Annotated in this window: 21 protein-coding genes and 2 pseudogenes; 18 read left to right on the forward strand and 5 right to left on the reverse strand. The window is 50.4% G+C overall.

Annotation, left to right across the window (positions count from 1 at the left end):
- Positions 1 to 13 precede the first annotated feature (13 nt).
- The 6 genes and pseudogenes from galU to ASG81_RS28680 all read left to right on the forward strand — a co-directional run bounded on the left by galU (position 14) and on the right by ASG81_RS28680 (position 5,563).
- The gene (gene galU / locus ASG81_RS28665; protein WP_056642946.1) at positions 14 to 892 is read left to right on the forward strand and encodes a UTP--glucose-1-phosphate uridylyltransferase GalU; all 879 of its coding nucleotides are present in this window, start codon (positions 14 to 16) and stop codon (positions 890 to 892) included.
- Between the two features lie 140 nt (positions 893 to 1,032).
- Positions 1,033 to 1,248 (forward strand): annotated as a pseudogene (locus ASG81_RS33370) (GntR family transcriptional regulator); the annotation flags it as partial.
- Between the two features lie 7 nt (positions 1,249 to 1,255).
- Positions 1,256 to 1,336 (forward strand): annotated as a pseudogene (araD, locus tag ASG81_RS33375) (L-ribulose-5-phosphate 4-epimerase); the annotation flags it as partial.
- A 15-nt stretch (positions 1,337 to 1,351) separates the two neighbouring features.
- Positions 1,352 to 3,022 (forward strand): ribulokinase, encoded by a 1,671-nt coding sequence (locus tag ASG81_RS28670; protein WP_056642949.1) that lies wholly within the window; start codon positions 1,352 to 1,354, stop codon positions 3,020 to 3,022.
- A gap of 156 nt (positions 3,023 to 3,178) precedes the next feature.
- Positions 3,179 to 4,432, forward strand: a complete 1,254-nt coding sequence (locus ASG81_RS28675; RefSeq protein ID WP_056642952.1) for an FxLYD domain-containing protein — start codon at positions 3,179 to 3,181, stop codon at positions 4,430 to 4,432.
- Between the two features lie 12 nt (positions 4,433 to 4,444).
- Positions 4,445 to 5,563 carry a S1C family serine protease gene (locus ASG81_RS28680; RefSeq protein ID WP_056642955.1) on the forward strand — a complete coding sequence of 373 codons (1,119 nt, stop codon included), beginning with the start codon at positions 4,445 to 4,447 and terminating at the stop codon, positions 5,561 to 5,563.
- Between the two features lie 151 nt (positions 5,564 to 5,714).
- Here the strand turns inward: ASG81_RS28680 and ASG81_RS33380 are convergent, their stop codons facing one another.
- Complete coding sequence (locus ASG81_RS33380) at positions 5,715 to 6,530, reverse strand: hypothetical protein (protein WP_235549074.1); 816 nt, start codon at positions 6,528 to 6,530, stop codon at positions 5,715 to 5,717.
- 230 nt (positions 6,531 to 6,760) lie between these two features.
- Between ASG81_RS33380 and ASG81_RS28695 the strand changes: the two genes are divergently transcribed.
- Positions 6,761 to 7,588: a helix-turn-helix domain-containing protein gene (locus ASG81_RS28695; RefSeq protein ID WP_056642965.1), complete on the forward strand. Its 828-nt coding sequence runs from the start codon at positions 6,761 to 6,763 to the stop codon at positions 7,586 to 7,588.
- 65 nt (positions 7,589 to 7,653) lie between these two features.
- Here ASG81_RS28695 and ASG81_RS28700 read toward each other — a convergent pair whose 3' ends face one another.
- Positions 7,654 to 8,265, reverse strand: coding sequence for a superoxide dismutase (locus tag ASG81_RS28700; protein ID WP_056642968.1), 612 nt, complete (start codon positions 8,263 to 8,265; stop codon positions 7,654 to 7,656).
- A gap of 357 nt (positions 8,266 to 8,622) precedes the next feature.
- On the opposite strand from ASG81_RS28700, the gene ASG81_RS28705 reads away from it, so the two are divergent.
- The 8 genes from ASG81_RS28705 to folE all read left to right on the forward strand — a co-directional run bounded on the left by ASG81_RS28705 (position 8,623) and on the right by folE (position 13,506).
- Positions 8,623 to 9,045, forward strand: a complete 423-nt coding sequence (locus ASG81_RS28705; protein ID WP_056642970.1) for a GNAT family N-acetyltransferase — start codon at positions 8,623 to 8,625, stop codon at positions 9,043 to 9,045.
- 111 nt (positions 9,046 to 9,156) lie between these two features.
- Entirely contained in the window at positions 9,157 to 9,714 is a 558-nt protein-coding gene (locus ASG81_RS28710) for a DUF402 domain-containing protein (RefSeq protein WP_056642975.1), read from the forward strand.
- Positions 9,711 to 10,334 (forward strand): signal peptidase I, encoded by a 624-nt coding sequence (gene lepB / locus ASG81_RS28715; RefSeq protein ID WP_081417647.1) that lies wholly within the window; start codon positions 9,711 to 9,713, stop codon positions 10,332 to 10,334. Before ASG81_RS28710 ends, lepB begins: the two co-directional genes overlap by 4 nt.
- 45 nt (positions 10,335 to 10,379) lie before the next feature.
- Positions 10,380 to 10,814: a ribonuclease HI gene (rnhA, locus tag ASG81_RS28720; RefSeq protein WP_056642978.1), complete on the forward strand. Its 435-nt coding sequence runs from the start codon at positions 10,380 to 10,382 to the stop codon at positions 10,812 to 10,814.
- Complete coding sequence (gene queG, locus ASG81_RS28725; protein ID WP_442952975.1) at positions 10,815 to 12,008, forward strand: tRNA epoxyqueuosine(34) reductase QueG; 1,194 nt, start codon at positions 10,815 to 10,817, stop codon at positions 12,006 to 12,008.
- A complete protein-coding gene (locus tag ASG81_RS28730) occupies positions 12,001 to 12,537 on the forward strand; it encodes a methylated-DNA--[protein]-cysteine S-methyltransferase (protein WP_056642981.1) in 537 nt (178 codons plus the stop codon). Before queG ends, ASG81_RS28730 begins: the two co-directional genes overlap by 8 nt.
- Before the next feature lie 121 nt (positions 12,538 to 12,658).
- On the forward strand, positions 12,659 to 12,880 hold the full coding sequence (locus ASG81_RS28735) for a YneF family protein (RefSeq protein ID WP_056642985.1): 222 nt from the start codon (positions 12,659 to 12,661) through the stop codon (positions 12,878 to 12,880).
- A gap of 32 nt (positions 12,881 to 12,912) precedes the next feature.
- Positions 12,913 to 13,506, forward strand: a complete 594-nt coding sequence (gene folE, locus ASG81_RS28740) for a GTP cyclohydrolase I FolE (protein WP_056642988.1) — start codon at positions 12,913 to 12,915, stop codon at positions 13,504 to 13,506.
- 79 nt (positions 13,507 to 13,585) lie between these two features.
- Here the strand turns inward: folE and ASG81_RS28745 are convergent, their stop codons facing one another.
- Together ASG81_RS28745 and ASG81_RS28750 are read right to left on the reverse strand one after the other, a co-directional pair.
- Positions 13,586 to 14,671, reverse strand: a complete 1,086-nt coding sequence (locus tag ASG81_RS28745) for a Fe-Mn family superoxide dismutase (RefSeq protein WP_056642992.1) — start codon at positions 14,669 to 14,671, stop codon at positions 13,586 to 13,588.
- An 81-nt stretch (positions 14,672 to 14,752) separates the two neighbouring features.
- Complete coding sequence (locus ASG81_RS28750; RefSeq protein WP_056642995.1) at positions 14,753 to 15,808, reverse strand: alpha/beta hydrolase; 1,056 nt, start codon at positions 15,806 to 15,808, stop codon at positions 14,753 to 14,755.
- Between the two features lie 253 nt (positions 15,809 to 16,061).
- Here ASG81_RS28750 and ASG81_RS28755 point away from each other — a divergent pair, with 253 nt between their 5' ends.
- Positions 16,062 to 16,805 (forward strand): IclR family transcriptional regulator, encoded by a 744-nt coding sequence (locus tag ASG81_RS28755; RefSeq protein WP_056642998.1) that lies wholly within the window; start codon positions 16,062 to 16,064, stop codon positions 16,803 to 16,805.
- A 275-nt stretch (positions 16,806 to 17,080) separates the two neighbouring features.
- Here the strand turns inward: ASG81_RS28755 and acnA are convergent, their stop codons facing one another.
- Complete coding sequence (gene acnA / locus ASG81_RS28760; protein WP_056643001.1) at positions 17,081 to 19,795, reverse strand: aconitate hydratase AcnA; 2,715 nt, start codon at positions 19,793 to 19,795, stop codon at positions 17,081 to 17,083.
- A 370-nt stretch (positions 19,796 to 20,165) separates the two neighbouring features.
- Between acnA and ASG81_RS28765 the strand changes: the two genes are divergently transcribed.
- Both ASG81_RS28765 and ASG81_RS28770 read left to right on the forward strand, forming a co-directional pair.
- On the forward strand, positions 20,166 to 21,479 hold the full coding sequence (locus ASG81_RS28765) for an amidase domain-containing protein (protein ID WP_081417648.1): 1,314 nt from the start codon (positions 20,166 to 20,168) through the stop codon (positions 21,477 to 21,479).
- Between the two features lie 23 nt (positions 21,480 to 21,502).
- Positions 21,503 to 22,618, forward strand: a complete 1,116-nt coding sequence (locus tag ASG81_RS28770) for a D-alanine--D-alanine ligase (protein ID WP_056643005.1) — start codon at positions 21,503 to 21,505, stop codon at positions 22,616 to 22,618.
- The last annotated feature ends 809 nt before the right edge of the window (positions 22,619 to 23,427 follow it).

Genomic DNA, 23,427 nt, shown 5'->3' on the forward strand with positions numbered 1-23,427 from the left:
GGGAGGGGCTTGAATGGAAAAGCGGATACGGAAAGCGATTATTCCTGCTGGGGGATTAGGAACCAGGTTTTTGCCTGCTACGAAAGCACAGCCGAAGGAAATGCTCCCAATCATCGATAAGCCAGCCATTCAGTATATAGTAGAAGAGGCGGTTCAATCCGGCATTGAGAGCATCGTGATCGTCAGCGGCCGCAACAAGCGGGCGATCGAGGATCATTTTGACAAATCGGCCGAGCTCGAAATGGAGCTGGAGGCGCGTCATAACGAGGAAATGCTGGATATGGTCCGTAAAATATCACAGCTGGCGGACATTTACTACGTTCGTCAGAAGGAGCCGCTGGGCCTCGGCCATGCCGTTTTGTGCGCCCGCCGCTTCATTGCAGACGAACCCTTCGCCGTTCTGCTCGGGGATGATATTTTGAAATCGGAGCCGCCGTGCTTGCGCCAAATGATCGACGTGTATGAGCAGCAGTATTCATCTGTCGTAGCCGTTATGGAAGTGCCGTGGGAACAGACGCATAAGTATGGCATCGTTGATATCGAGCGGGGCCAGCAGGTTGCGCGCGTACGCGACATCATCGAGAAGCCGGCTCCGGGGCAAGCGCCTTCTAATTACGCGGTTGTCGGACGATACGTGCTGGACAATGCCATATTCGATCTGCTTGAGAAAGCGGCGCCTGGAAAGGCGGGAGAAATCCAGCTGACGGACAGCTTGCAGGAATTGAATCGTATAGCCTCGTTATCGGCTTACCGCTTCGACGGCCGCAGACATGATGTGGGCGACAAGCTGGGCTTCGTGCAGGCAACGATCGATTTCGCATTGGAGCGAGCCGATCTTTCCGGGGATGTCAGAAGATACTTGTTGGAGAGGCTAAAGGAGACGAACTCATAAGTATCTATCATTTGAAGGGCCGCCGATGGGCGGCTCTTTTGCATGAGAGGGGCTCCTGCCGATAGCGACATTACCATGTACGTACAAGTTTGGCTTATGCTATACTACTAGTCGTACAACTAACGGAGCTGAGGTGTGAAGTGAAGGAACAGCAAACGCCCAAATATATGCAATTGAAGCAGCAAATTTTATCCTGGATCGTCACGGCGCAGTTCAAGCCGCATGATAAGCTGCTATCGGAGAACGAGATCGGCAAGCAGTTTGAAATGAGCCGTCAAACGGTGCGTCAAGCGCTGGGCGATTTGGAGCAGGAGGGGTGGCTCTATCGCGCTCAAGGGAGGGGAACATTCGTATCCGACGAATGTTCAGCCGATGGATCAAGCTTTGTTAGACCGTCATTATTTGCACAAGCATGGAGCAAACGCCTACTACGGCCAAAAATAAGGAGGACATGGAAAAATGAGCAAAAAATATGCAATTGGCGTAGATTACGGTACACAATCGGGTCGCGCTGTTCTTGTTGATCTGTCTAACGGTGCTGAGATAGCGGAGCACGTTACCCCATATACTCACCATGTTATCGATGAGAAGCTGCCTGTCTCCGGCATTAAGCTTGAGTATGACTGGGCGCTTCAGCATCCGCTTGATTATATTGAAGTGCTTGAATTGTCCGTTCCTGCTGTTATGAAGGAATCCGGCATCGACCCTGCCGATATAATCGGGCTGGGCATCGACTTTACGGCATGCACAATGCTTCCAATCGACGCAGAGGGAGCGCCGCTATGCGTGCAGGATGCTTACAAGGATAATCCGCATAGCTGGGTGAAGCTGTGGAAGCATCACGCAGCCCAGGATGAAGCTAACCTTATTAATGAACTTGCTGCGCAGCGCGAAGAGAAGTGGGTACCGCGTTACGGCGGTAAAATATCATCCGAATGGATGATGGCCAAAGCTTGGCAAATTTTGAACGAAGCGCCGGACATCTATGAAACGGCTGATAAATTCGTTGAAGCAACCGACTGGGTAATTGGCCAATTGACCGGCAATATCGTGCGCAACAGCTGTACGGCTGGTTACAAAGGCATGTGGCATAAGCAAGAAGGCTACCCGAGCAAGGAGTTTTTCAAAGCGCTTGATCCGCGTCTCGAGAACCTGACGGAAACAAAGCTGCGCGGCGAGGTTGTTCCGCTCGGATCGAAAGCCGGGGAATTGCTTCCTGATATTGCTGCCCGCATCGGGCTGGCGCCGGGCACCGCGATTGCGGTCGGCAATGTTGACGCGCACGCGGCTGTACCGGGTGTTGGCGTAGTAACGCCAGGCAAGCTTGTTATGGCGATGGGAACTTCGATTTGCCACATGCTGCTTGGAACGGAAGAGAAGGAAGTTGAAGGAATGTGCGGCGTCGTCGAAGACGGCATCATTCCGGGCTACTTCGGCTATGAAGCAGGCCAATCGGCTGTTGGCGATATTTTCGAATGGTTCGTAGAGGAAGCGGTTCCTGCTTATGTGCTGCAAGAGGCGGAGCAGGCTGGCGAGAATGTACATGTTTATTTGACCCGCAAGGCAAACGAGCTGAATGTTGGTGAATCCGGCTTGCTGGCGCTGGACTGGTGGAACGGCAACCGTTCCGTGCTGGTTGATACGGATTTGACGGGCACGATCGTAGGCTTAACCCTGTTGGCGAAGCCTTGGGAGATTTACCGCGCCCTGCTTGAAGCGACGGCCTTTGGCACGCGTAAAATCGTCGATGCGTTCCACAGCAACGGCGTCGAAGTCAATGAATTGTACGCATGCGGCGGCTTGCCGCAGAAAAACGCGCTGCTTATGCAAATTTACGCAGACGTTACGAACCGCGAGATCAAGGTTGCGGCATCCAAGCAAACGCCTGCGCTCGGCGCAGCAATGTTTGGAGCGGTAGCGGCAGGCGCAGCGAAGGGCGGCTTCGACAGCATCGTCGATGCGGCTCAGAAGATGGCTCGCGTACGCGAAGAGACATTCAAGCCGATCCCGGCAAACGTAGCGGTGTACGAGAAGCTGTATGCGGAATACAATCTGCTGCATGACTATTACGGCCGCGGTTCAAACGATGTGATGAAACGGCTTAAAGCGATAAAAGAAGAGCAGGCTTAGTCTATGAGGAAAACGATTCTTGCGCGCATAATATGCGGCAGAATCGTTTTTTTTTGTTTAAAATTTCCCACTATTTAAAAATGGTGATATTTTACTATTTCATATAAAATAGATAGATGTGCGAGGAGAGAATGAGTAGCTGGGGGATGAACGGAAGTGTATTGCCATCATTGCGGAAAGAAGCGGACAGACGATGCGATCTATTGCAGCCAGTGCGGAAGACTGCTTGCTGCGGATGAGGATCCTGCAGCGGCATTAGATGCTGAGAGGGCTGAGGTCTTAAGCGAGACTGCTGCATCCATAGAGAAAGAATTAGCAGGGGAACAGTCGAATAGGCCAAACGCTGCCTTGAGGCGGAGCGCCGGGAGCTCCGTATGGGCATGGCTCGTGCCCGTTTTGCTTGCGCTTGTTACGACTGGTTCTGTTTTTAGTTACTATATATATGAAACAGGAATTAATGAAAGAGTGATCAAGCTTCAGGCCGAAGCGAAGGCGTTGGCGCTTGCAGGCAAGTATGCTGAGGCGCAAGCGCTGCTTAAGGAAGCGGCCGATGCCCGTCCGGGCTTTGCTGCGGTACAGAAGGATGCCGAAATCACAGCTCTCGCCGATGAACTGTCACGTTCGGTTAAGGCAGCCGGGAAGCTGCTTGAGGAGCAGAAGCTTACGGAGGCGGAGCAGGCGCTGGAGCAGGCAAGGAAGGGGCTTAAGGGCCACGCTGAGCCGATCTACGCGATGATGAAGGAGCAGCTGGGCGTTTATACGGAGCAGCTTGGCGTTATGAGGCTGACAGCTGAGCTGGCTGATCTGAGTACAATCGATGAGCTTGAGTCGAAGCTTAACGTTGCGAATCATTTAGATGGTGAAGAAGCAGCCGCCGTGCGGGAGCAGATCATTGCGAAAATCGTAGATATTAGCTGTAACGAAGCTGAAGCGCTGCTTAAGAAAAAAAATTATACGGACGCACTATCGGTGACGGATAGGGCGCTTGCTTTTGCCAAAGATAATGAACGCCTGCTCTCGCTTGAGAAACGCATTAACCAGGCACAGGCAGAGTATGAGAAGACCGAGCAGCAGCGGTTAGAGCAAGCGATGCAGCAAGCGGCGGCAGAGGATTTGAAAAATCAGACGGCAGCCGTCGAGGTTGTTCATATGGAGTCGACGCTTGATGAGTTTGGCGACCTTAACGTAACAGCCGAGCTGAAAAACGCAGCTACGCGGCCTATTTATTCGATCACCGTTAAGTTTATCGTATACGATGCTGAAGGCAAGGAAGTGGGCTCGGGCACGGCCGAGGCGGCGCCGGATTACGTCGAGCCTGGCGGGAAGATGAGCTTTACGGGCACCGTGTATGGCGTCAATGCAGAAAATACGACCGTCGTCGTTGATCATGCGACTTGGTATTTGGATTAAGGGGGCGATGAGATGAGTAAACGGATATGGATCAGCGTCATCGCATCGGCCCTTATTGTGTGCGGAGGAATGGCTGCTGCTTTGTTCGTCCATTCAGATGTGCCAAGCCGGCTTGCGGGGAAGCCGCTGCTTTCTGTTGCTGAAGGAGGCAAGGCGAAGACGCTTAAGGATATCATTTTTGAGACGCAGAAGCTCGTCGTTATGATTGAAACGGAAAACGGCTCGCAAGGCTCCGGCTTCCTCTATAACTGGGAAGGCGATCTGATTACGAACGCGCATGTCGTTGCAGGCTCCCGCAATGTGAAAATTAAAACGGCGGATGCGCGCGAGCTGGACGGAGAGGTTATCGGCATCAGCACGGAGACGGATGTCGCTGTCGTTCGCGTGAACGCTTGGACCGGCATCGAGCCTCTGCAGGTTGTACAGGGCGAGAAAGCGGAGGTAGGCGACGAGGTGCTGGCTGTGGGCAGTCCGCTAGGCTTTCAAAACACGGTTACTACCGGCATTATTAGCGGCTTAGGCAGAAGCTTTGAAATTGAGCCTTACTTGTATTCGGACCTGTACCAAATCTCGGCGCCAATCGCTCCCGGCAACAGCGGAGGGCCGCTCGTCGATCAGAAGACGGGTGAAGTTCTCGGCATTAACTCAGCCGGTTACGAGCGAGGCTCGATTGGCTTCAGCATTCCGATTGCGAACGTTATCGAGATTGCTGAAGGCTGGTCCAAAGAGCCGATGACCGAGCTTCCCGAGCTGGAGCTTTCGGCTGATTCGGCTATTTTGGAGGAGGATGCTTCGTTAGAAGAGTACGCGGGTTATCTCGTCACTCATTTTTACGACAGCCTGAACAACGCCGATTACGTCTATGCGTACTCACTGCTTGGTGGCAACTGGAAGGAAGGCACAAGCTACGAGAAGTTCAGGGAGGGCTACTTAGGGACGTTAAATGTGGTCATCGATAATATGCAAGTAACGGACAGCAGGGACGATACCGCTACGGTTATCGCGGTTATTTCAGCGGACGAGCGGGTTGACGGCAAATATGTGCTCAGCAAGTATCAGGTCACCTATGAGGTAGGCTACGAAAACGATCAGTTGAAGCTTATAAGCGGAAAAGGAAAGGCGATTAAGTAAAAGGTTTGCCGAAGGGGCAAGCAAAAGAAAAGGAGCTGGAAAATGACGTCTGGGGGAGACGTCTCTTTCCAGCTCCTTGTTTATATTTGAGGGGCTGCTGTTGAAGCTCTTGCTTTATTTATTTTTTTGCCGAAAGACGGGTTTAGTCGTGCTAGTTTGTGTCCTCAGCTTCGACTTCAGATTCGGCTTCATCCTCGCGGAAGAAAGGGTTGTAAATGAGCTCAAGAGCTACAGAGTCATAGCGTTGAACCGGGAAGTTAAGCAGTGACGCTGGAATACTGCGTCCGTTCAACTGAAGCCGATAGCTGATGTTGCCGCCAATCGGAACGCCGCTTACGGAAACGATTTGTCCTCTAAAGTTGAAACGGACGGCGCCGGTTGCAGCAAGCGCTTGATAGATCGCCATGCCCGGAAAGAATCTCACTCGATAGGCTTGCGTTACGTTAGGGAACGTTCTTCCCCCGTTGATGACAACCGTTACCGTTGCTAGCGGCCCAGGAGGGAACGGGAACGGGAACGGGAACGGGAACGGTCCGGGTCCAGGGAACGGTCCAGGTCCAGGGAACGGTCCAGGTCCAGGGAATGGTCCTGGTCCAGGGAACGGTCCGGGTCCAGGGAACGGTCCAGGTCCAGGGAAYGGTCCGGGTCCAGGGAACGGTCCAGGTCCAGGGAACGGTCCAGGTCCAGGGAACGGTCCGGGTCCAGGGAACGGTCCGGGTCCAGGGAACGGTCCGGGTCCAGGGAATGGTCCGGGTCCAGGGAACGGTCCAGGTCCAGGAGGGAACGGTCCAGGTCCGGGAGGGAACGGTCCAGGTCCGGGAGGGAATAAGCCGCTTGGTCCGCCCGGCCCTCCAGGTCCGCCCGGCATGATCATACGCGATCCCCCGCATCCGCAATCGCTGCCGGCTCGTACTGGCTGCTCGCGACCCGCGAGAAAATGTTGCTCGTTAGCGTAAGTATAGTCCATGCAAGCACTCAGTCTCCTTCACGAAACAAATTAGGCATTTATCCTTATGTATCGTATGCGGCAAATGCCCATCCGGTGTTCGCGAGTTTTGGATGAAAGGACATCATCGTAGCTGTAAAGGTAAGAATTCAATTCAACTGTTGGTTGAGTAAAATATAATATCAAATACCAGGTTATTGCTTGTATTAGTTGGTATCAATAAAATTGGTTACCAAGGAGCGTGAAATATTATGAAAGACACACTGGCAAGAAACATAAACAGATATCGTAAGGAAAAGGGACTAACACAAGAAGAACTTGCACAAATACTCGGACTTACCTTTCAAGCAGTCTCAAAATGGGAAAATGCTCAAACAATGCCCGAAATCTCGTTGTTACCAAGTCTATCTACAGCATTAGATGTAAATATTGACAAGCTGCTTGGGTATGTATCACAAGATAAACTGATTACGATCTATGAGGAAGAATACAAAACGCCAGATTATTATTGGGGTATGGAACCCAATACGGCATGTTATGAAGTCATTCGTTTAATGCCCCCTGCCAAACATCTGAAATTATTAGATATTGGTTGCGGCGAGGGGAAAGACTCCGTGTTTTTTGCAAGAAATGGGTATGATGTTACATCAATCGATATATCAGATGCAGGTATTGAAAAAACTAAAAAGCTTGCTGATAAAGTTGGTGTACCAGTTAAAGCTTTCAAAGCAGATGTTTTGGATTTTCGCTTGCAATCCAATTACGACATCCTTTTTTCTAGCGGTGTTTTACATTATTTGAAGCCTGATTATCGAAACGACATATTTAGTAATTATAAGAAATTCACAAACACAAATGGTCTGCATGTTTTCAATGTATTTGTTAACAAACCCTTTATAGCTCCACCGCCTGAAAAGGAACCCAACGCGTTTAAGTGGCATTCTGGAGAATTACTCGCACATTATCACGACTGGCTCATTAAGGACAGTTCAGAAGTTATATTTGACTGCAATTCGTCGGGCATTCCTCATAAACATGCAATGACTAAAATGATTGCACAAAAGAAACTAGCTTATTGACCGTCATAAAACGCAAAAACGGCGCTTCCTCAGGAATGAGGAAAGCGCCGTTTTGGAAAACAATATTATTTTACAGCTGCTTCGTAACGTTTGCTAACTTCATCCCAGTTAACTACGTTCCAGAACGCCGCGATGTAGTCAGGGCGTTTGTTTTGGTAGTTCAGGTAGTAAGCGTGCTCCCATACATCAAGACCAAGGATCGGCGTTTCGCCTTCCATGATCGGGCTGTCTTGGTTAGGCAGGCTGTATACTTTCAATTTGCCGTTTGCAACCGCAAGGAATGCCCAGCCGCTGCCGAAACGAGTAGTTGCTGCTTTAGCGAAGTCCGCTTTGAAAGCATCAAAGCCGCCAAGCTCGCTTTCGATTGCTGCTGCAAGAGCGCCAGCAGGTGCTCCGCCAGCGTTTGGAGCGATCGTTTCCCAGAACAAGCTGTGGTTAGCATGTCCGCCGCCGTTGTTGCGAACAGCAGTACGGATAGCTTCAGGAACGCTAGCAAGATCGGAGATCAATTCTTCGATCGATTTGCTTTGCAATTCTGGAGCGGACTCCAAAGCTGCATTAAGGTTAGTCACGTATGCGTTATGGTGACGGCCGTGGTGAATTTCCATAGTAGTCGCATCGATATGCGGCTCAAGTGCGTTGTGCGCGTACGGCAAAGCAGGTAGTTGATGTGCCATTTTTTTACAGCCTCCTAAATGATATGTAGTTATCCAAATCCATTATCCCTTATCCGATCGAATAAATCAACATTATTGTTTCAAAAGTCGGAAGGGCAGGGATATCGAACTTAACCTGCAATAGGTTATCACTGTCCTATCAAAATTATGCGAATTAGGCAGAGAGAACCTGAGCCAGTTTACATAAAAATCGATAAAAACGATGAAAGCGCTTAATATAAAGCGTTTTCAAGAGATAATCGATGATTTGTTTAATTTTTTTAAGGAATATTAAAGATAGAAGCAGGATTTCGTTAAATTTTGTCGTAATATAATCTAAATGCAATACTATGACATGGTATAGAAGGTGTAATTTAAATGAATGTTCGTTCCTTCCAGTTGTCCGATTACCGACCAATTACAGCACTTCTCGAAGATGTTCTTACAGAAGAGTGCTACGAACAAACGATGGAAGCTTTTGCCCGCCAGTTGTCATGGGATAGTGATTTAGTTCTAGTCGCTGTCGAAAATTCCGAAATTGTGGGCATGATTATCGGTACGATTGATAATAACAAAGGTTATTATTATCGAATTGCCGTCTCTCCTCTCCACCAGCGGAAAGGAATCGGCAAAGCGCTCATCCAGGCATTGCGCCAGCGTTTCGAACAGCGCAATGTTACAAAGATACTAATTACCGCGGACGAGCACAATGAGCCAGTCTTACCTTTGTATGAGTCGATGGGGTACGTGGCCAACGATTTTATCAGATCGTTTCAGAAACTGAGCATTGTAGCGGGTTAACGCGAACTTTACTGCATGTTAGTTTGTACGCAGGGCATATCTGCATCGCCATTGCTTTTGGCGGTGAGATATGCTTTTCTTATTACTATATACGTTTATGAGGAGAACGGGATGGAACCATATCGGCACTGTGTCATCAAAAGCTTCAAACATAACGGTCACATTCACCGTACATGGCAGCAGAATTGGCTCGTTCCGGATGAACGGCTTGCTGGCGGGCATAAAGAGGAGTCCATGATTGTGCTCATTAACCGCCAAACGCCGATTCAAGAATCTGATGGTAAGATATGGGTAAGCCGCGTGCCGGCAGTCTCCTTTTTTATACCAGGGCAATGGTTTAACGTGGTCGCTTTGCTTGAGGAGGGAGGCATTCGTTATTATTGCAATATTGCCTCGCCGCCTTATTTGCAAGGGAATGTGCTGACCTATATTGATTACGATTTGGATGTTATTCGCACGGTAGACGGCGGAAGGTTCGTAGTTGATCAGGATGAATACGAAATGCATAAAGCAGCCTATCACTATCCGAAAATGGTCGACGACAAGGTACAGGAGGGGCTTGAAGCGCTTCTTGGGCGAATCGATAAAGCACAGTCTCCTTTTGAGGATCAGCTTGTGACGCTCTATTACGAGGAATGGCTGAGACGAAACGATGAGGTGGAGCAATGAGTCTGCTGAGCCGGGAACATGAGCTGGACGAAAATAAGGCAGGAATTGCGGGTAAGAACAGCCCGTCTGCCGAAGCTGCTGCGAGCGACCAATCCACATGGCTGGCAGAGCTGTTAGACTGGACAAAAACATTAGTTATTGCTTTTGCAGTTGTCATGCTTCTACACTTTTTTGTATTTAACTTATCCAAAGTCGAGGGGCATTCGATGGAGCCGACGTTAACGGCGCATGAGTGGCTCTTTGTTAATAAATTCATTTATTTGGTCGCCAAGCCGAAGGCCGGGGATGTCGTTATTTTGAAGGAACCGAATACGGGCGCAAAAGAGGAGAAGTATCTCGTAAAAAGGGTAATCGGCGTTCCCGGCGACCGCATCGAGATTCACAACAAGCGGTTGTACCGTAACGGCATTCTGGTGGACGAACCTTACACGGACACCTTAATAGAAGATATGAGCTACGGACCAGAAATAATCGGTGAAGGCCATTACTTTGTTATGGGAGATAACCGCCATGCTAGAGCCAGCCTGGACAGCAGATCGTTTCATGCTGTGCCGGAAGAGCTGATCCGGGGCAGAGCCGATTATATTTTGTGGCCGTACAAAGAGATAAGATCGCTTTAATCGCTGTTCGTATCGGGAGAGCAAACCTTTAAGGAGGGGTCTACAATGAAGGACGTTATGATCTATACGGACGGGGCCTGCTCCGGCAACCCGGGTCCGGGCGGCTGGGGCGCGGTGCTGTTTTTTGGCGTTCATCAGAAGGAGATTTCGGGCGGAGAGAAGTTTGCGACGAATAACCGCATGGAAATTCAGGCGGTGATCGAGGGCTTGAAGCTGCTGAAGGAGCCTTGTCAGGTAAAAGTGTACAGTGATTCAGCATATGTTGTGAATTGCTTCCAGAAGGGCTGGATTCACGGCTGGCTGAGGAACGGCTGGAAGAACAGCAAGAAGGAGCCTGTAGAGAACCAAGAGCTGTGGAAAGCGCTATGGGAGCTTATGAAAAAGCATAAAGTCGAATACGTGAAGGTAAAAGGCCACAGCGATAACGAATGGAACAATCGCTGTGACGAGCTGGCTCGTGAAGCTATTAAACGGTTATAGATGATGACAAACAAGTGGGCAAAGCTGAAGGAAGAGATGCTAAGGGCCGCTCCTAGTCTGGGAATCGACAAAATTGGGGTCGCATCCGCAGACCCGTTCGTATCATTAAAGGAAATTTTGCTAAGACACCGCGAGCTTGGCAGAGAATCCGGCTTTGAGGAGCCGGATATCGAGAAGCGGACGAATCCGTCGCTTTTATTCGATAATCCGCAGTCGATCATCGCGATCGCAATTGCTTATCCGTCCAAGCTGAAGGATCCTCCCAAATCGGAGCCTGGAGCAAGGCGGGGCATTATGTCGCGCTCAGCTTGGGGAGACGATTACCATAAGGTGCTGCGGGACCGGCTTGCGAAGCTCGAAGCATGGCTGAGGGAGCGCGTGCCGGATTTGCGCGTGGAAAGCATGGTCGATACCGGCGCCTTGTCGGATCGCGCCGTCGCGGAGCGTGCAGGCATTGGCTGGAGCGCGAAAAACTGCTCTATCCTATCCCCGGAGCTCGGCTCATGGATGTATCTCGGAGAGATGATCACAAATGTGCCGTTTGCGCCGGATGAACCGGTCACGGAAAGCTGCGGCTCTTGCACAAAATGCATTGACGCTTGTCCGACGGACGCGTTAGTCGGGCCGGGCCAATTGGATTCCAGCCGCTGCATCTCCTATGTAACACAGACAAAGGGAATGCTGTCGGACGAGTTGATGCGCAAAATCGGAAATCGGCTGTATGGCTGTGATACATGCCAGACCGTCTGTCCGGTTAACCGCGGCAAAAACTGGACGCATCAGCCGGAGCTGCAGCCCGATCCGGAGCTCGTGAAGCCGCTTCTTGTTCCATTGCTTACAATAGGAAACAAAGAGTTTCAAGCGAGATATGGAAGCACCTCCTCTGCATGGCGCGGTAAGAAGCCGATCCAGCGCAACGCCGTAATCGCGCTCGGCAACTTCAAAGAGGCGAGCGCGGTACCGGATCTGATTCGCGTGCTTGAGCAGGATACGAGGCCGGTGCTGCGAGGTACGGCAGCGTGGGCGCTCGCGCGAATCGGCGGCGGGCAGGCGAAAGCGGCTCTGCTTGCCGCTTCTCATAAAGAGAGCGATGAGGAAGCGCTGCAGGCTATAATGAATGCGATCGATCAAATAAACCCGATTGCCAAGGATATACAGCAGCAGTCGGAAGAAGGTGTTGGCACAGATGATTGAACAGCTTTATGCGGCTGAGATCGGCTCGCCTATCGGGACGATGACGCTGGCGGCAGCGGACGAACATATTTGTCATTTGGATTTCGCTCCCTTTGAAGCTGCCGAGGAAGGACTCCGGCAGTGGGCGCTGCGCCATATTGGACCGCAGGCAGCGGATATCAGGCAAATTGTAGCGTCTTCCCATCCGCAGCTGAAGGAAGCGGGCAGGCAGCTGCAGCTTTATTTTGCAGGAGGACTGCGGCAGTTCGAGCTTCCGGTTCAGCTGTTTGGCACGCCGTTTCAGCAGAAGGTATGGGCAGCCCTGCAGCAAATCCCGTATGGCGAGACGCGTACCTATAAGGACATTGCGGTGATGCTCGGCCAGCCGGGCGCGATGCGTGCCGTTGGCGGCGCGAACAATCGCAATCCCGTATCGATCATTGTGCCTTGTCACCGCGTGATCGGGGCTAATGGTCAAATGATCGGTTATGGCGGAGGACTGCCGATTAAGACCGCGCTGCTTGAGCTGGAGAAGAAAGCGGAAAACTAGCTTATAGGCTGGCTAATAAAGCTTGCGATAAGGCTAAGCTGTTCATTGCGAACATAGGGTGAACATGCTATCATGGGAACATTATACACAGCAGGAGATTTAGAAAGGGTCAGGTGACAGTATGTCGTGGGTTAACATTGTGGTACCGATCGTTACTTTATTAGCAGGAGCAGTAGGGGGCTTCTTTGTTGGCGTATTCTATCTGCGGAAGCAGCTTGAGAAAATGCAAAACGATCCTGAAATGATTCAAAAGATGGCTAAGCAAATGGGCTACAATTTGAATAAACAGCAGATGCAAAAAGCGCAGCACATGATGAGAAATCAAAAAATGCCTCGCAGATAAAGCGTGAGGGGGGCCGGAAGGGGAATTAAGGAATGGCGGGAAGGAAAGATTACGTCAATTCGAGCGTAGAGAACAACCGGGAGCAAATCGAACACCATATAAAAGAAATTTTGAAGCTCATCGGTGAAAATGTAGAGCGTGAAGGCTTGCTGGAAACGCCTGCACGCGTAACCCGGATGTACGAGGAAATTTTTGGCGGTTACGAGGTTGATCCGCGCGAGGTGCTTGGCGTCACGTTCGATGAGCAGCATGAGGAGCTTGTCATCGTCAAAGATATCGTATATTACAGCCAGTGCGAGCATCATATGGCGCCATTCTTCGGAAAAGCGCATATCGGTTACATCCCTAGCGGCAAAATAGCGGGCCTCAGCAAGCTTGCCCGCCTTGTAGAGGCGGTTACGCGCAGACTGCAGGTCCAAGAGCGCATAACATCGCAAATCGCCGACATACTCGATCAGGAGCTTGCGCCGCATGGCGTTATGGTCGTCGTCGAGGGCGAGCATCTGTGCATGTGCGCGCGCGGCGTGAAGAAGCCTGGGAGCAAGACGGTTACGTCTGCCGTACGCGGCGAGTTCCGCAGCAGCTCGGCGCTGCGTTCGGAGTTCCTTGCTTTGCTCAAGCAATAGGCCGGCCTATATTAGAAAGTCCGACGGGAGAAATGCTCCTGACGGACTTTTTTTTGATTGATGGAACGTCAAAATTTTATCAGAACGGCACCCACACGAGCTTCCGCGCTTCCTCATACCTTTCATTCACATAAGGCCAATTGACCACGTTCCACCACTCCTGTACGTACTCGGGGCGTCTGTTTTGATGCCTCAAATAATAAGCATGCTCCCATACGTCTAACGCAAGCAAAGGAATGACATCCCATTGCGACAAATTTTGATGCTTCTCTGCGGTTAAAATTTCGAGCCGTCTGCTGCGCGGGCTCCATACCAGAATAGCCCAGCCGCTGCCCTCGATCTTCGCTGCAGCCTCGCTGAACTGCTTCATGAATGCAGCAAAGCTGCCAAAATCGTTCCGGATCTGGTTGTTAAGCGGCCCCGTCGCCTCGCCGCCGCCGTAGGGCGACATCACGTTCCAGAACAACGTATGCAAATAATGGCCGGCACCGTTGAAAGCGAGCTCGCGTTCCCAATGCTTTACGAGCTCGAAATTGCCGGTATCGCGTGCGGTCTGCAGCTGAAGTTCAGCTATATTTAAGCCATCGACGTAGGATTGGTGGTGCATATTATGATGAATCCGCATCGTCTGCTCATCGATATAAGGCTCAAGCGCATCATAAGTATAAGGCAGGGGAGGGAGCGTATGCCCGCCGACCGGTACTTGCTGAAGAGGGGGGCGCTGCTCGCGATTGCCAGGACTGTTCACGGCTTGGCGATAAGCGCTCATTAAGCCGATATAATAATTGGATTCGCGGATGGAATGTGAAATGACGGTTTTGGTAATGGATGAAGATACAGCGGCCGTTCGCTCCGTTATTTGCCTTAGCTGATCTACGTAAGTAAGCGATTGTTCAAGCGCAGCATCTACAAGCGCTTCAACGGATTGCTCCACATGTGAGGGTAGATGGGACGGGAAGGGGAGCCATTCATCCAGCCATTGGTTCGTATAATGCGCGGTTTGAGAGAAGATCGGCTCCCAGGACTGAAGAAGCTGCACATACTGGCGTTTCAGCTCCGGAGCCGCTTGGACAATAACGGCGGCATGCTCCTTCTCTTGGAGTTTCCAATGACGGATTAATTCCATTACTCGTATGGGCATGAGCGTTCCATAAACAAAAAGCACGACCATCGCCTCCTATGTCGCAACATGTGCATCTATGTTAGATGTATTCGTTGCAATTCGGGCTTATGTCGTACTTCCTGATTATATTCTTTCTGTCTGGAGCTGCTGATCGACTTGGCTTAGAAATAGGGCGGCTCTTTGGATGTATTCGCTCGGGTGAACTTGAAACAGCAGCTCGTGCTTGCCGTCTTGCACGATCCATGAGCGGGAGAGAATGTTGCCTTGCCCTTCAGCAATAACTTCGGCCGTTTTGTATGACGCTTTAACATCGTTCGTACCATGAATAATGAAAAGCGGTATATCATAGATGTTCGAGATAACCTCGCTTGCCGGAATGGAGCCAAAGCTTGTACCGGTCCAAAGCGGAATCATCGATTCAATGAGCGGCAGCGAGAAGCGCGGCAAGGTTACAAATTGATTCAGATTATCAAATAACGCCTCGGGGCTTGGTATAAATAAGCTGTCGAGTATCATCGCATCTATCTCATCGGTCTGAAGCGCTGCTTGCAGGGCGGTTCCCGCACCCATTGAGAAGCCCCAGACGACGATATCCTCGGCGCCGCGGGATTTGGCATAATCTACAGCTGCGAGCAGCTGCTGCGATTCCTCAAGGCCGCCAGTGGCCGGAGCCTTGTACTCCTTCGAGGCGTAGCCATAGTCAAACAACAAAATATTATAGTTTAAGCCGTGCAGCAGCTTGGAGAGCTCGTACATCGGCACCCATGATTCTTCGCGGTTAGCGCCATAGCCATGGCTGAATACGACAGTCCGCGCCGAGGCTGCGGCTCCGCCCGCATCGGCTTCCGCTGGAATGAACCAGCCGCTGACCGTTGTGTCTCCGCTCTTGCTGGGGAAAACGACATCCTCATAATCTAGGCCGATAGCCGCTTGCGGATTAGTGGAGAGTGGAGCGACAAAAGGAAAAGCAAGCATCCAAGCGACATATCCATGAAAAATAATAACTGCAAGCAGGCACATAGCAGCGAGGGAAGCGATGGAGGCAACCAGCAGGTGCTTGCCGCGGCTTCTTGATTTGCGAAGCAGGAAAAGGCTGTCTGAGTCTCCCATAGGGAAGGGCTGAAGGCTTTGCGGAAATCCGCCTTCAAGTGGCATTGGTGTCATTATGCTCGTGCTCATGTCGTATTCCTCCCTCTGCAAGCAACCGGCTGTCGGACTGTTTCATCCCATAGCTGAAAGCGCTTATCATTTCTAGTCCTTTAATCGTAGTCCGGTCCTAAAGGCCTGTCAATTGATGTCGAGGTAATGTTAATGATTTGTAATATTGCTGTAACGTAAAGATCTTTTCTTTACGATAATGGAAGCGATGAGTTATACTAGATGATAATCGGTTTCATTGGATGAAACTTTAGGAAGACGGAGGTACGGCTGCATGGAAGATGGAAAATCAACGGTTCGGGCAGTGGATCGAGCGCTTGATATATTGCTGTGCTTTATTTCGAAAACGGACTGGGCAATGACGGAAATTGCCGAACATGTCGGCCTGCACAAAAGCACGGTTCACCGGATGCTCGCTACATTAGAGGAGAAGGGCTTCATCGAACGGGATCGTTCGACTGACCGTTATCATTTGGGTTTGAAAATGTGGGAGCTGTCCGCCAATCTATCGCGGTCAGACGATCAAGCAACGATATGGCTGCCGGAAATGGAGCGGCTTCGCGACAAGCTGGGAGAGACAGTCAGCATATATGTTAGAGACGGCTCCGAGAGGATCCGCATGCAAGCGGTGCAGAGCAACCAGCCCGTGCGGCGGGTAGCGCCTGTCGGCGTAAGGCTGCCGCTTTATGCAGGCGCGTCGAGCAAGGTGCTCATTGCCTATTCCGATCCGGTCACGCAGGAAAGCATTTTTGGAGATCCGGCTTGGCTATACTCGATTGATCTGGATCAATACAAGCAGCAGCTTGAAGAGATTTGCCTGCAGGGATACGCCACCAGCTTCGAGGAGCGCGAGCCGGGAGCAGCGGCATTGTCCGCGCCTATCTTTAACCGGAAAGGGAAGCTGACGGCCGCATTATCTGTATCAGGTCCAGCAAGCAGGCTGACGCTGCAGACGATGAAGGAATACGCGCCCGTCATGATCGAATCCGCTAATCGGATGGGAATGATGATTTTATAGCTGAAAAGAAACAGCAGGCCTGAGGCGAACCTCAAACCTGCTGTTTTTTTATAGCTATTTAAGCTGTAGAAAGGAATGAAAGAGTAGCTTCATGCGTATTGGCTAAGTCATCGCGTGTTATCCCACTCAGAATAAATCCCGTTCTGCAACTGAAAAAGAGCTTTGCCGAAAGGACGGCAAAGCTCTTTTAAACTTATACAATGCTTCTATTTCACCTCGAAACGAGCTTTAGCCGCTAAAGCCGTTTACGCCTGGTTGCGCAGCATTTATGCTGATTAGTTCATATTCGCGATCATTTGACGAAGTACCGTTTGCAGGATACCGCCATTGCGGTAGTAATCGACGTCAACCATCGAGTCTAAGCGCACGATTGCCGGGAAGTCAAACGACGTGCCGTCTTCGCGTGTAGCTGTAACGGTAACTTGCGAGCCTGGCGTAACATCGTTGGACAAGCCAGCGATATCGAACGTCTCGCGTCCAGTAATATTAAGTGTCTTCCAGCCTTGGCCTTCCGGGAATTGGAGCGGCAATACGCCCATACCAACCAGGTTGGAGCGGTGAATACGCTCGAAGCTTTCAGCGATAACGGCTTTGACGCCGAGCAGGAAAGTTCCTTTTGCCGCCCAGTCACGGGAGCTTCCTGTACCGTATTCTTTACCGGCAAGAACAACAAGGTTTTTGCCGTCCTTTTGATATTTCATCGATGCGTCGTAGATCGACATGACTTCATCAGTAGGCAGGTAAGTCGTTACGCCGCCTTCTGTGCCTGGAGCCACTTGGTTACGAATACGAATGTTAGCGAACGTTCCGCGCATCATGACTTCGTGGTTACCGCGACGGGAGCCGTAGGAGTTGAAGTCTTCGCGTTTAACGCCGTTTTCGATCAAGTATTGGCCGCCTGGGCTGTTAACGGTAATGTTACCGGCAGGCGAAATATGGTCAGTTGTTACGGAATCACCCATAAGTGCAAGCACGCTTGCCGAATGAATATCCCCGATATCCGTTAGATCCGGGCCAAGGTTTTCGAAGAACGGCGGGTTTTGGATATAAGTCGATTTAGCATCCCACTCGTAGCTTTCACCTTTAGGTACCGAAATAGCGTTCCAACGCTCATTTTGCGTAAATACGTTCTCGTATTTGTCACGGAACATTTGCGGTGAAAGAGCCGCGGTCATTGCATCGTTAACTTCTTGCGACGTTGGCCAAATATCTTTGAGGAATACAGGCTTGTTATCTTCTGTATAACCGATTGGCTCCGTTGTCAGATCGATGTTTGTCGTACCGGCAAGCGCATATGCGATAACCAGCGGCGGAGAAGCCAAGTAGTTTGCTTTTACCTGCGCGTGTACGCGGCCTTCAAAGTTACGGTTACCGGAGAGAACAGCGGATACCGTCATATCATTGTCAGCAATGGCTTTGCTTACTTCGTCCGGAAGCGGGCCTGAGTTACCGATACAAGTCGCGCAGCCATAGCCGGCAACGTGGAAGCCGAGTGCTTCAAGCGGCTCGAGCAGGTTTGCTTTTGTCAAATATTCTGTAACGACAAGCGAGCCCGGCGTCAGGGAGCTTTTTACATAAGCTGGCTTCTTAAGTCCAAGTGCTACTGCTTTCTTCGCGACAAGGCCGGCGCCGACCATTACGCTTGGGTTAGAAGTGTTCGTGCAGCTTGTAATCGCGGCAATAACAACTGCGCCAGTGCCCATTTTGCTCACTTGGCCGTCATTGTGATTAACCGTAACGACTTGATCGATTTTCTCTTCAGTCAGTCCATATCCGCCTTTGTCGATTGGCGTGCGGATGATGCTATTGAAGGATTCTTTCATTGCAGTAAGCTCAACGCGGTCTTGAGGACGCTTCGGACCTGCAAGTGAAGGTACGATCGTCGAAAGGTCCAGCTCAACAATATCTGAGAAGACAGGATCTGGAGTCTCATCCGTACGGAACATGTCTTGTGCTTTATAGTAAGAGCCAACTAGCTCGATGAGATCTTCCGAGCGGCCTGTTTGGCGAAGATAGCTAAGCGTTTCATTATCGACAGGGAAGAAGCCGATTGTAGCGCCGTATTCCGGAGCCATGTTGGCAACTGTTGCACGGTCAGCAAGACTGATGTTAGACAAGCCAGGGCCGAAGAACTCGACAAACTTACCAACAACGCCTTTTTTACGCAAAATTTGTGTAACGGTAAGCGCTAGGTCAGTCGCCGTGGAGCCTTCTGCCAGCTTGCCTGTCAATTTGAAGCCGATAACTTCAGGCATAACGAAATAAAGCGGTTGGCCAAGCATACCAGCCTCAGCCTCGATACCGCCAACGCCCCAGCCTACAACGCCAAGACCGTTGATCATCGTTGTATGGGAATCCGTACCAACGAGGGAATCAGGGTATACGACAGTTTCGCCATCGATTGTTTTTGTAGCGGCAACGGATGCCAAATACTCCAAGTTAACTTGGTGAACGATACCTGTGCCCGGCGGAACCGCGCGGAAGTTATCGAATGCCGTTTGTGCCCAGCGAAGGAAACGGTAACGCTCTTCGTTACGCTCAAATTCAACCTTCGTGTTATATTCAAGCGCTTCAGGCGTGCCGAATGCGTCAACCATTACGGAGTGGTCGATTACAAGATCAACAGGTACGAGCGGATTGATTTTTTTCGGGTCTCCGCCTGCTTTTTTCACAGTATCACGCATAGCTGCCAAGTCTACGACAACCGGTACGCCTGTGAAATCCTGCAATACGATACGGGCAGGGATGAAAGGAATTTCTTTATCTTCGCGTCCGTCAGCCCATGTAGCAAGCTGCTTTACATGCTCAGGTGTAATGGCGCGGCCGTCAAATTGACGAACAGCAGCCTCAAGCAATACTTTGATGGAAAAAGGCAGCTTGGAAATGTCGCCTAGTCCTTGCTCTTCAAGTCCGCCCAGACGGTAGTAAGCGTAAGATTTGCCACCTGCGTCCAGCGTTGTGCGAACCGAATAATGATTTTGTGTAGACATCGTCATTCTCCTCTTTGAATGGAATTCATGTTTCATTCTGTGAAACACGATTTCAAAATCGCTATATCTATAGTATATCGTTAAAATAGTCCTTCCGTAAAGTCCAATTATGTCTTATCGTGCCTGTAAATGGCATGAAAAGTGTACGGAACGAATGTTACATGAAACGAAAGACGGCTTCATATAATGAAGCAGTTAATCAGCGTAAGCTTAAGGCAATTGAGCTTGATGGTGATCTCATGCAGCCTAAGGCTGTTTACAGTGTTTATGCCTGAAATACAAGGATGAATAAGGATTAGTCTGATCATCCGGCTTATATTTCAGCGCGAAACGTTTTTTGCATTACCAACATGGTCAAGGAGGGATTGCTATGCCGCGAACGGGAAACCGGGGACAGGGCATTCAGGGCCAAAAGCATCATCAAGCGCCGTCCAAGCCGATAGCATCTCAGCGCAAGCCGCAGCAAAAGGTTGTGACGCATGCTGTCCCAAAACAGCCGGCGCCTTTCGGGCTGCAACCGGAGCGGCATGCTGAAACGGTTAATCATGCGCTTCAGAATCAGGAAAATCAAGAAACTAAGTCCGTCAGACAGCAAACTTCAAAGCTTAATTCGCTATTGCGTTCATCCGATTACGATCAGCATAGGCAGCAAGGGAGTCTGCAGGGCTGGAAATCTGCCGTTCATCGCTATGTGAGCCTGTACAATCAAGCGGAAGCGAATCAGCATGCGACGGTGCTGACCGATTACGTAACCGACCATGAGCACTGCGACCGTCTCCGTTGCAGGCTTGAACGTCTGCGCGAGCGCGATTTGCTAAGAGGCGCCCTGCCAGCAGGCAGCGAGACGAAAGCAGAGCTCGTGCGCGTAAATGAATCGTCCAGCGAAGTTTCTGTGCTCATTCGGCTCCACATCAAAAGAAGGATGGAGCAGTCTGGGCTTTTTTACATGGAGGAAAGATCCGAATTCGAGCGTCTCTGGCTTGGGTTGTCAGGCGGTGCCTGGGATGTCCTGCGGGTTGAACCGATCATAGCGGAGCGCAGGCCGCGCTTTGGCACAGCTACAGACAACTGGATGACCGTCGATAACCATTCGGAGCTATTTGGCGATTTATCGTCACCGTCAACACCATACTTAAATTATGACCTATTACAGCAATTCAAAAACCGGCCGTCGGGTATTCGTTACAGGAGAGATTTGGCTGCTGCGTATGCGGACCGCTGGTGGAATGAAGGGAACCCGTCATACGAGCCTTTTGAGGTGAATTGTACCCATTACGTGTCACAGTGCATCTTTGCAGGCAATGCTCCGATGAACTATACTGGTAAAAGGGAATCGGGCTGGTGGTATAAAGGCCGGAATAAAGGCAGCGAGTGGTGGAGCTATAGTTGGGCGGTATCCAATGCTTTTACCAATTATTTGAGCAGCTTCAAGTCTTCTGGCTTGCGCGCGGAGGTTGTGCAGTCCGCCGATGAGCTGCAGCTTGGCGATGTCATTACGTATGACTGGAACGGCGATCAACGCTTTCAGCACAGCACAATCGTAACTGCCTTTGACTCGTTCGGAATGCCGCTAGTGAATGCCAACACGGTCTCCAGCAGGCATCGCTATTGGGATTATCGTGATTCCTATGCATGGACGGAACAAACGAAATATCGTTTTTTTCATATTGCTGATCAATTATAAATTATTGTACCGGAGGATATGCCATGGGGAGCAAGGTTCGAGTAGGTTTAGTATACGGGGGGAAATCAGGAGAGCATGAGGTCTCTTTGCAAACGGCCTACGCAGTAATGGGAGAATTTGATTATAACAAATATGAAATTAAGCCTTTCTATATCACGAAGCAAGGCGAATGGAAAACGGGAGATGCTTTGCAAGCCCGTCCCGGCAGCGTGGAAGAGCTTCGTTTTACAGCGAGCGAGGCGAAGCAAACGGGCTTCGCGCTCGCTCCATTGTTTGCGGGCCTAAACGCAGGAGACGCCGCTGCCAGCGGCGAGCCGGGCGTTGACGTCGTATTTCCGTTATTGCACGGCACATTCGGCGAGGACGGCACGATTCAAGGGCTATTCGAAATGGCGAACATCCCTTACGTCGGAGCGGGCGTTCTCGCTTCTGCCGTCGGGATGGACAAGATTGTGATGAAAAAAGTATTTGCTCAAGAAGGCTTGCCGCAATGCATATTCCGCTACTTCAACAGGACGCAATGGGAAAGAGACGCTTCCTTCTTCATTATGGAATGCGAAGTCGCGCTCGGCTATCCATGCTTCATCAAGCCGGCCAACCTGGGCTCCAGCGTCGGCGTATCCAAAGCTAAAAACCGCGAAGAGCTGGTTGCGGCTGTTAACTATGCATTTCGTTTTGACCGGAAGGTAATCGTGGAGGAGTTCGTGGACGCTCGTGAAATTGAAGTAAGCGTACTGGGCAACGACGATGCCAAAGCATCCGTACCCGGCGAAATTGCACCTTCAAACGAGTTTTACGACTATAAAGCCAAATATATCGACGGGAAATCGACGATGCAAATTCCGGCTATTTTGCCGCAAGAAATAACAGAATCCGTCCGTGAAATGGCCGTTCGCGCATTCCAGGCGATCGACGGCTCCGGTTTGTCGCGCGTAGACTTCTTCCTTCGTAAAAACGATAACCAGCTTTTCATAAACGAAGTCAACACCTTGCCCGGCTTCACGCCTTTCAGCATGTACCCGCTGATGTGGAAGGAAACCGGCATTCCATATAAAGAATTGTTAGATACCTTAATCTCGCTGGCCCTGTCGCGCCACGCCGAAAAACAACGTATAGACTATACTGGCGACCCGGTATAATAGCTGGTGGATGCGGTGCGGTAAAAACTTCTTATTATAGTTTGAGCTAGAATGCGATCGAACGCTCTTACCACGATTTAGTTGCAAATGATCAAACTAAATCAAGCGCTCTCTAAATTAAAGGATCGATTAGTTGTATCTCGAACTCAATGCGCATATATGATCAGCCAAGTTTAAAAAGTGCTGTTTAGTTTCGTGAAAAGCAGCTAAACAGCACTTATATCAAACAGTTCCAAAAGTAAGCTCGCAAAATGAAACGAAATAATATTCCGAATTCCGATCCCAATAATAGGACAGGCTTAACATGTCCCGCAGGTAGTTCATCAGCAAATAGCAGGAAAAGCTCCATCTAATTTGCTGATGATTAGGCCCGCGATTTATTTAACAGGAATTTCTCCATCTAATTTCAGCAAATAGTCCCTTAATGGGATATTTTCTTCAGATTACATGGAGGATTTCCAGTTAAATGAGGCTGTAGCGCATTTTGGGGGAAAATTAACAGGAGCTTTTCCTGTTAATTAAGCAAATCGCTGGTGTCCCGCAGGGACGAAAGCGATCCGCTGCAAACGCAACTCGCAAGTGTCTCTGCACCTCCTTACGTTAGTCCAATTGCAGGAATCCAGAGGGTGCAACCCTCGGAACCCTCCCTTGGAAGGAAGGGATTTCATGCCAGCAACAAAGGCATGCCAAAAGTTAAGCGTGTCCCGCAGGGACGAAAGCGACCCACCGCAAACGTGACTCACAAGCCTCTCTGCACCTCCTTACGTTAGTCCAATTGCAGGAGTCCAGAGGGTGCAACCCTCGGGGCC

The sequence above is a fragment of the Paenibacillus sp. Soil522 genome (genome assembly GCF_001428245.1).
GTDB lineage: Bacteria > Bacillota > Bacilli > Paenibacillales > Paenibacillaceae > Pristimantibacillus.